Annotated in this window: 8 protein-coding genes; 6 read left to right on the top strand and 2 right to left on the bottom strand. The window is 66.2% G+C overall.

Features of this window, described 5'->3' with window-relative positions:
- Positions 1-156: 156 nt before the first annotated feature.
- Positions 157-1,713 (bottom strand): LysM peptidoglycan-binding domain-containing protein, encoded by a 1,557-nt coding sequence (locus WFH44_RS09800; RefSeq protein WP_336713634.1) that lies wholly within the window; start codon positions 1,711-1,713, stop codon positions 157-159.
- 221 nt (positions 1,714-1,934) lie between these two features.
- Here WFH44_RS09800 and WFH44_RS09795 point away from each other — a divergent pair, with 221 nt between their 5' ends.
- On the top strand, positions 1,935-2,288 hold the full coding sequence (locus WFH44_RS09795; RefSeq protein ID WP_336713632.1) for an Rv2175c family DNA-binding protein: 354 nt from the start codon (positions 1,935-1,937) through the stop codon (positions 2,286-2,288).
- A gap of 10 nt (positions 2,289-2,298) precedes the next feature.
- Here the strand turns inward: WFH44_RS09795 and WFH44_RS09790 are convergent, their stop codons facing one another.
- Positions 2,299-3,444 (bottom strand): polyprenyl synthetase family protein, encoded by a 1,146-nt coding sequence (locus tag WFH44_RS09790; protein ID WP_442892893.1) that lies wholly within the window; start codon positions 3,442-3,444, stop codon positions 2,299-2,301.
- A gap of 98 nt (positions 3,445-3,542) precedes the next feature.
- Here WFH44_RS09790 and dinB point away from each other — a divergent pair, with 98 nt between their 5' ends.
- The 5 genes from dinB (at position 3,543) to WFH44_RS09765 (ending at position 8,034) form a co-directional block, all read left to right on the top strand.
- Positions 3,543-4,832, top strand: a complete 1,290-nt coding sequence (dinB, locus tag WFH44_RS09785; RefSeq protein WP_336713631.1) for a DNA polymerase IV — start codon at positions 3,543-3,545, stop codon at positions 4,830-4,832.
- Between the two features lie 188 nt (positions 4,833-5,020).
- Positions 5,021-5,395, top strand: a complete 375-nt coding sequence (locus tag WFH44_RS09780; RefSeq protein WP_336713630.1) for a DUF3040 domain-containing protein — start codon at positions 5,021-5,023, stop codon at positions 5,393-5,395.
- A gap of 346 nt (positions 5,396-5,741) precedes the next feature.
- On the top strand, positions 5,742-6,173 hold the full coding sequence (mraZ, locus tag WFH44_RS09775) for a division/cell wall cluster transcriptional repressor MraZ (RefSeq protein ID WP_264796765.1): 432 nt from the start codon (positions 5,742-5,744) through the stop codon (positions 6,171-6,173).
- A gap of 182 nt (positions 6,174-6,355) precedes the next feature.
- Complete coding sequence (gene rsmH, locus WFH44_RS09770; RefSeq protein WP_336713628.1) at positions 6,356-7,345, top strand: 16S rRNA (cytosine(1402)-N(4))-methyltransferase RsmH; 990 nt, start codon at positions 6,356-6,358, stop codon at positions 7,343-7,345.
- Positions 7,346-7,386: 41 nt separating this feature from the next.
- Positions 7,387-8,034 (top strand): hypothetical protein, encoded by a 648-nt coding sequence (locus tag WFH44_RS09765; RefSeq protein ID WP_336713627.1) that lies wholly within the window; start codon positions 7,387-7,389, stop codon positions 8,032-8,034.
- The last annotated feature ends 82 nt before the right edge of the window (positions 8,035-8,116 follow it).

The raw sequence follows: 8,116 nt of genomic DNA, 5'->3' as shown, positions 1-8,116 counted from the left end.
GCCCCCCCCCCCCCCCCGGGCCCCCCCTCGCCGCGCTGCGTTATTTGTCCGATCTATTCCCCCGCTTTCCCCGGGGGGGGGGGGGCCCGCCCCCCCCCCCCCCCCCCCCCCCCCCCGCCGCATGTGGTCCTTCGAGCCGCCAGGGCCGCCGGAGCTTTACTTGAAGCTCTTCATATGGGACTTGACGGCCTTCACGTAGGCCTTGGTGTCCGGGTACATGCCGTGCTTCGAGACCGAGTACTGGCCCTGGTAGTAGGACGCGACCGCCTTGTCCAGTGAGTCGCTGGTGCGCACCAGGGACCTGATGATCGCGATCCCGGCCGTGGCGTTGTCGTAGGGGTCGAGCAGGTTCAGCTTGCGTCCGACCAGGTCGGACGCCCAGTCGCCGGAGGACGGGATGACCTGCATGGCCCCGATAGCGTTGGCCGGCGAGACGGCCGTCTGCTGGAAGCCGGATTCCTGGTACGCGTGGGCCAGGGCCAGCGCCGGATCGACGCCCATGCTGCGGGCGGTCTGCGCGATGATCGACTTCATCTGGGCCTGGCTCGGCTGCGGGGTCGAGAGCAGGAGGCGCTTGTTCTCGTTGGCCTTGGCCACCACAGCGTTCGGGTACGTGTAGTGCAGGAAGCTGTCCGGCACGAGCTGTCCCGTCGAGGCGGTCGACACGGAGCTGGACCCGCCGGACCCGGGCAGTTTGATCTTCTGTCCCGGATGGATGACGGAGTTCGACTTCAGGCCGCTGGACTGAAGCAGCTTGCTCAGGGTCGTCTTGTGCTTCAGCGCGATCCCGTACAGGGTGTCCCCGGCCTTGACCGTGTAGGTCTTGGCAACCGGGGCCACGGCCGAGACGGAGGCCGCCGGGCCGGAGGCGGTAGAGGCGGCGGCCGCGGTCCCGCTGACCTTGATCTTCTGGCCGGGGTAGATGACGGAGGTGGTCTTCATGCCGTTGAGCGAGAGGATCTTGCTCAGGCCCATGTTGTGGCGGGAGGCGATGCCGGAGAGGGTGTCTCCGGCCTTGACCGTGTAGGTGGAGGACCGGACCGGCGAAACCGCGGACGCCGCTGCCTGGGTGCCGCTGCCCGCCGCACTCCCGCTGACCTTGATCTTCTGGCCGGGGTAGATGACGGAGGTGGTCTTCATGCCATTGAGCGAGAGGATCTTGCTCAGGCCCATGTTGTGGCGGGAGGCGATGCCGGAGAGGGTATCCCCGGCCTTTACCGTGTAGCTCTTCGACGCGGAGGAAGCCGCGGAGACAGTGGTGGAACCTCCGGCGACCGACGAACCGCCGCCGAGCTTGATCTTCTGGCCGGGGTAGATGACCGAGTTGGCCTTCAAACCGTTGGCGCTGAGGACTTTCGATACGCTCAGCCCGTACTTGGCCGCGATGCCGCTGACGGTGTCGCCCGCCTTGACGGTGTGCGCTGACGGTGTCGCCCGCAGGGCGGGCCGGAGTGCCGACGGGAGCTGTACGGCAACGTCCGACGCCGGAATTATGGTGCTGCGGTTCACGGGAAGGTCGGGGCCGGCCAGTTTCGGCTGCAGCATCGCCCGGGGCGGCAGCTCGGCGGCCTGGGCAGGGGCGGCCAGGGCCGCCGAGGAAAGGACGACGGCGGGAATCGCGGCGGTGGCGGCGGCCGAAAGTAGCGCGCGGGAGGACTGGGCGGGAGTCCGGCTTTCGGCGCGGTTGCGAGTGAACGGGCGCTGGTCAGTCATGGACATTTCCTCATCAGTGGTCAGCGGCATCTGCCGAAGGCCCGTAGGCGTGTTGTACGTGGTGCGAATGTGTCGACTGTTATCTATGTGAAAACTGTGACTTTTGTGAATCTACACTAAATCCGCATAACACAACAGCGGATTTCGCACGCCTAATGACGACGGGGGCGTGTCGAGGCCCGATCTGGCAGCAGGGTGCCCCGACATGGCAGGCTTGTTACGTGAGTGAACTTGAATCGTTGATAACCGAATGGCTCCCGCTGCCCGACGTGGCGGAACGTTTGGGCCTGCCCATTAAGAAGGTCCACAGCCTCCTGGAGGAACGCGCGCTCGTAGCCGCCCGCGTGGGGGAGCGGAGCATCAGGTCGGTTCCGGCCGAATTCCTGCTCGAGGATCGGCTGATGGACAGCCTGAAGGGGACCATCTCCGTATTGTCGGACGCCGGGTTTAGCGACGAGGAAATCCTGCGCTGGCTCTTCACGGAGGATGACTCCCTGCCGGGCCGGCCGGTGGACGCCCTGCGGCAGGGACGCAAGACGGAGATCCGCCGGCGGGCACAGGCCTTGGCCTGGTAGCGACGCCCTGTCAGGACGTGCGCTGTACGGCGCGGTCGGCCAGGGCACGCAATGCCCCGGCCACCGCGTCGTCCACCGGCAGCGCCTCCAGTGCGGAATAGGCCTCGGAGCTGAAGGCGGAAATCATTGACTCCGCTTCGGCCAATGCCCCGCAGCCCTCGATAATGGCGCGCAGGCTGTCGATTTCGCTGCCGCCAAGATCGGGCGAGCCGAGCTTGGCCTGGATGAACTCCGCTTCCGCGGGTGAGCAGCGATCGATGGCGAGCCCGATCAGGACCGTGCGCTTGCCTTCGCGCAGGTCGTCGCCGGCGGGCTTGCCGGTTGTGGCGGGGTCGCCGAAGACGCCGAGGACATCGTCGCGGATCTGGAAAGCTTCGCCGAGCGGAAGGCTGAAGGCAGAGTAGCCGGCGATCAGCTCCGGTCCGGCGCCGGCTAGGGCACCGCCGAGGCACAGCGGATGCTCGCTGGAGTACTTCGCCGACTTGTACCGCAGGATCTGCAGGGCCCGGCCTACCGCTTCCTCGGAGGGGCGCCCCGGTCCGGCAACCTCTTCCAGGACGTCGAGGTACTGCCCGGCCATGACCTCCGTGCGCATCCGGTTGAAAATCACTCGCGCGGGGCCCGCTGCTGCCGGGATCCCGGAGAACACTTCCTCGCTGAACGACAGGCAGAGATCGCCGGTCAGGATGGCGGCGGCCTGCCCGAAGTGGGCCGGGTCGAGGGCCCAGCCCCGCTCGGCATGGCTGAGCTCGAACCTGCGGTGCACGCTCGGCTTCCCGCGCCTGGTGGCCGAACGATCGATGATGTCGTCGTGGATCAGGGCCGCAGCCTGGAAGAGCTCGATGGCTACGCCGGCCTGCACGACCTCATCCGCCAGCCGGGCGCCGCCGGCCCCGCGCCAGCCCCAGTAGGCGAGCAGCGCCCGTAGGCGCTTGCCGCCGTCGGCCAGTTGGGCGATGGCATCCACGAGTTCGGAGGCATCGCTGGAGACTTCCTGCAACTGGCCGCGCTGCAGGTCGAGGAACCCGGCCATGCGTTCCGAGAGCAGCGTCCGGTAGCTGTCCTGCTCCGCGGCGGCTCCGCCAACGCCCGCAACGGCTTCGTCTGCGCCGGCTCCTGTGGCGGTGGGAAAGGACTGCGGGTCGGGCAGCTGCAAGACATACTCCTTAGCGGGCGGTGCGGTACCCACCAAGTCTAGCCACGGGCCGGACGGCACGGCGCCGGGCGGGGCGCGGCCGGCCCTAGGATTAAGGAGTGGGTGCAAGCCAGCGCAGTGAGCGCGTCATCATGCATGTAGACATGGACGCGTTCTTCGTCTCTGTCGAATTGCTGGAACGGCCGGACCTGGTCGGTAAGCCGGTCATCGTTGGTTCGCCGACCGGGCGCTCGGTGGTGCTGTCGGCGTCCTACGAAGCGCGGCGGTACGGAGTGCGCTCCGCCATGCCCATGGCGAGGGCCCAGCAGATGTGTCCGCAGGCCGAGATCATTGCCCCGCATCACTGGAAGTACCAGGAAGCGTCGGTCCGGATCATGGAGATCTTCCGGACGATAACCCCCGACGTTGAGCAACTGAGCGTCGACGAAGCCTTCCTCGACGTGACCGGGTCTATCCGCAGGCTCGGCCAGCCGCTGGACATCGGGCGCCTGATCAGGGAGACAATCCGCGGGGAGCTCAGCATCCCGGCAACCGTCGGCATTGCCTCCAGCAAGTTCGTGGCCAAGATCGCCTCGACGCACGCAAAGCCGGACGGCCTGCTGCTTGTGCCGCCGGAGCGCACGGTGCAGTTCCTGCACACATTGCCGGTGGAAGCCCTCTGGGGCGTGGGCGCGAAGACGAGTGCAGTCCTGGCCCGCCAGGGCATCAGGACCGTTGCGGATCTGGCCCACACGCCCGAGCAGACCCTCAGGCGGCTGTTGGGGGCGACGGGCGAGCACGTGTTCCGCCTGGCGTGGGGCATCGATGACCGGAAGGTCACGCCGGAACGCGTGGAAAAAAGCATCGGGGCGGAAGAGACCTTCGCTGAAGACGTGGACGACACGGCCGTGCTGGAGCGCGAACTGCTGCGCCTGGCGCATCGAACGGCGGTGCGGCTGAGATCTGCCGGCCTGCATTGCCGGGGAGTAGCACTGAAACTTCGATACGCCGACTTCACGACGTTGAGCCGCTCGCGCCGTCTTGTTGAACCGGCGGACAGCGCGCACGAGCTATATGCCGCCGGTGCGGCTCAGCTCGCGGCGCTGGGTACGCGGCCCATGGCGGTTCGGCTCATCGGGCTGCGCGCGGAGCAACTCGAACCCGCGGGCGGCGGATACCAGCTCAGCATCGATGGGAGCGAGGATAGCTGGCGCAGCGCCGAGGCAGCGCTGGACAAGGTCAATAGCAAGTTCGGCAGCGGCGGCGTGCTGCCGGCATCGCTCCTGCCGCAGCCGAACCGACCTGTGCCGGGCCGAAGCGGGGCCCCCGGTCCGGGCGGAATCGGGGCCGCGGAGCCGGCGTCCCGGCCGGCGAAAGCGGACCCTTGGGGAGGGCCCCAAGGGTCCTGAATCGTCCGTGGGCTCAATCGGCTCTGCGGGCCCTTGGAATCGCGCCATCCGGCTTTCGAATGGGGCCCCGGCAATCTATCCTTAGTAAATAAGGCAAAATCGCCGGAACAACATGCCTCCGGAACTCTTTGCCGAGGCTGCGCGTTTGACGATATGCGGACGTGGGGGACGGAAAGAAGGAGACTCAGATGCCACTCTCAGAGCATGAGCAGCGGCTGCTGGATCAGCTGGAGCAGCAGTTGCATGCCGATGATCCAAAGTTTGCCAGCCACATGGAATCGGCATCCGGGCGGTCGCTTTCGACGCGCCAGATTGTGGTTGGGTCGCTTGTCGCCGTAGCCGGCATCCTGATTCTGCTCATCGGCATTTCCAGCCAGATCATTGCTCTGGGTGTGCTCGGCTTCCTGGTGATGGGTGCCGGCGTATATTGGGCCACCAGCAGGCGTTCCGGTGGCAAGGCCGGGACGGGCGGCCGCAAGTCTTCCAAGCAGCCCAAAGGCGGCGGCTTCATGTCGTCGCTCGAAGAGAAATGGGACGAGCGACGCCAGGGAGACGACCGCTAGCAGTCCCGCCCCGCCCGCTCCACTCCGCTCCACCGAGTAGGACAACTTCAGGAAAGACCCGTCGATTGACGGGTCTTTCCTCGTTTAACCACGCCCTCCGGCCGTAGCACCGCCGCCACGGGCCCCTTACCCGGCGCAACATGGGCCGGTTCCCTCCACTTCCCACCACATCCTGCCCGGCCGTGTACTTCCGGGGGAGGGGCGGCTCGGCGAATCCAAGTTTTTCCCAGTGAGAGTGTGTTTTAGGGTTGACCGGGGAGTGAAGTGGAGTAAAGTGGAGGACATCAGAGGGTAGAGGTGGTTCCAGGGGGCTGACGGACTCCTCCTATCGGCAAGGGCGGTGGCTATGTTCCTCGGAACGCACACCCCCCGGCTCGATGAGAAGGGGCGCCTGATTCTTCCGGCCAAATTCCGTGAGGAACTGGCGGAGGGCCTGGTCCTGACCAGGGGCCAGGAGCGCTGCATCTATATCTTCAGCCAGCGGGAATTCGAACGGGTGCATGACGAAATGCGGAAGGCGCCCATCTCGTCGCGGCAGGCCCGCGACTACATTCGGGTTTTCCTGTCCGGAGCCTCTGATGAGGTGCCTGATAAGCAGGGCCGGGTAACGATTCCGCCCGCGCTCCGCGCTTACGCAGGGCTGGACCGTGAACTTGCAGTGATCGGTGCCGGCACCAGGGCCGAGATCTGGGACGCCCAGGCCTGGTCCGAGTACCTCACGGAGAAGGAAGCGGCCTTCTCCGACACGGACGAAGACGCAATACCCGGAATCTTCTGACACCCGTCAGTACACAGCAAACGGCAGATTCTTGAATGGGATCTCCAGCCGCCCAGCGTGACCACCTGGCTCACCTTCCCCTGAGCCAGGCGGGGCAAGCCAGGCGCGGATGGGGATCCGGTCCAAGAATCGTCGGGTTTAAAGGACAAGAGCACTTCCTACAGGCACAAGGAGTAAACGGCATGAGCGATGAGCGTCCCACAGAGGACCGCCACATCCCTGTGCTGCGCGATCGCTGCGTCAATCTCCTGGCCCCGTCCATTGAACGCGCGATCGAGGCCAACGGCCGCGCCGTCGTCGTTGACGCCACGCTGGGAATGGGCGGCCATTCGGAGGCGCTTTTGACGCGGTTCCCGAACCTGCATCTGGTCGGCATCGACCGCGACGAACAGGCCCTCGCCCTCGCCGGAGCCCGGCTGGCGGCTTTCGCGGACCGTATCGACCTTGTCCACGCGGTCTATGACGAGATCGCCGACGTCGTCCGCGACCTTGGATTCGCCACCGTCGACGGCGTCCTGTTCGACCTGGGCGTGTCCTCCCTTCAGCTCGACGAGCGGGAGCGGGGCTTTGCGTACTCCTACGACGCGCCGCTGGACATGCGCATGGACACCAGCGCCGGACCGACGGCCGCCGACGTGGTCAACACCTACTCCCAGGACGATCTGGTCCGCATCATCCGCAAGTGGGGCGAAGAGAAGTTCGCCGGCCGGATCGCGGCGGCTATCGTGCGGGCGCGCGAGGAGGCGCCCCTGGCGACTACCGGCGAATTGGTGGAGGTGATCCGGGGCGTGGTTCCCGCGGCGGCTGCACGCAGCGGAGGCCATCCGGCCAAGCGGACGTTCCAGGCCCTCCGGATCGAAGTGAACGAGGAGCTGGACGTCCTTGAGCGGGCGATCCCGGCCGCGCTCGAGGTACTCGCCCTGGGCGGGCGTGTCGTGGTCATGTCGTACCACTCGCTCGAGGACAAGATCGTGAAAGGTTATTTCGCGGCCGGATCCCGGTCATCTGCTCCTGTCGGGTTCCCGGTGGAACTTGAGGAGCACAAGGCCCAGCTCAAAACGCTGACCAAGGGGACGGAAGTGCCGACGGCGGCAGAGATTGAAGAGAATCCGCGGGCGGCATCGGCCAGGCTGCGGGCGGTAGAGCGTATTCGGAACAGGAGTGCATCATGACTGCTACAGCGCGCCAGGCGCGGCCGGCCACGGAAACCTACGTGCACGGCAGTACCGCGCAGGTGCTGGGGGGCAACCATGCCCAGCCGAAACCGGCCCAGACGCGGCGCACTCCGCTGGCACTCGTACCCTCGGGACCGGCCCGCCGCCGGGTCCCGTTTGCCGTCTTTTGCTTCGCGGTGCTCGTGGCTGCGCTGGGCAGCGTGCTGATGCTGAACATCTCCGTGTCGGGCGGCCAGTACGAAATCGTGCAGCTGCGCGGGGAACAGGTTGCCCTCGCACAGCAGAACGAAAAACTGACACAGGAGCTCGAGAATCGCCAAGCTCCCCAGAATCTGGCCGCGGAGGCGGCAGAATTGGGAATGGTGGTTTCTCCTTCGGTTGGTTCCATCGACTTGGAAACAATGAAGGTGAACGGGAAGCCGCAAGCCGCCCAGGAGAAGGACAAGTCCGCTCCGAAGCAGCAAGTGGAGCGTCCTGAGCTTCCGGCCGAGGTTCCCGCCATCCGTCCGGAGGCAAAGACGCCGGCCGAACCGGTACAGAAGGAGAAGCCGGCGGCCGCGCAGGACAGTGAGCCTGCACCGGCGGCGGAAAAGAAGGCGGCTGGCGAACAGAAGGCGGTTCAGTTCAGCGAAGCTGAACTGAACGGCGGAACCATTCCGGCTCCGAAGCAGAAAACAGGGCAGTAATACGACAAGCCCGTAAGGACAGGCAAGGATGAGTAGTGGCAGCTGGTAAGGCCAACGTCCAAGACAGTCAACGGGCACATAC

Origin of the sequence: Arthrobacter sp. USHLN218 (genome assembly GCF_037144715.1) — a bacterium.
Classification (GTDB): Bacteria; Actinomycetota; Actinomycetes; order Actinomycetales; family Micrococcaceae; genus Crystallibacter.
Note: the sequence above shows the minus strand (reverse complement) of the source record. Positions and strands in the feature narration are given on the sequence as shown.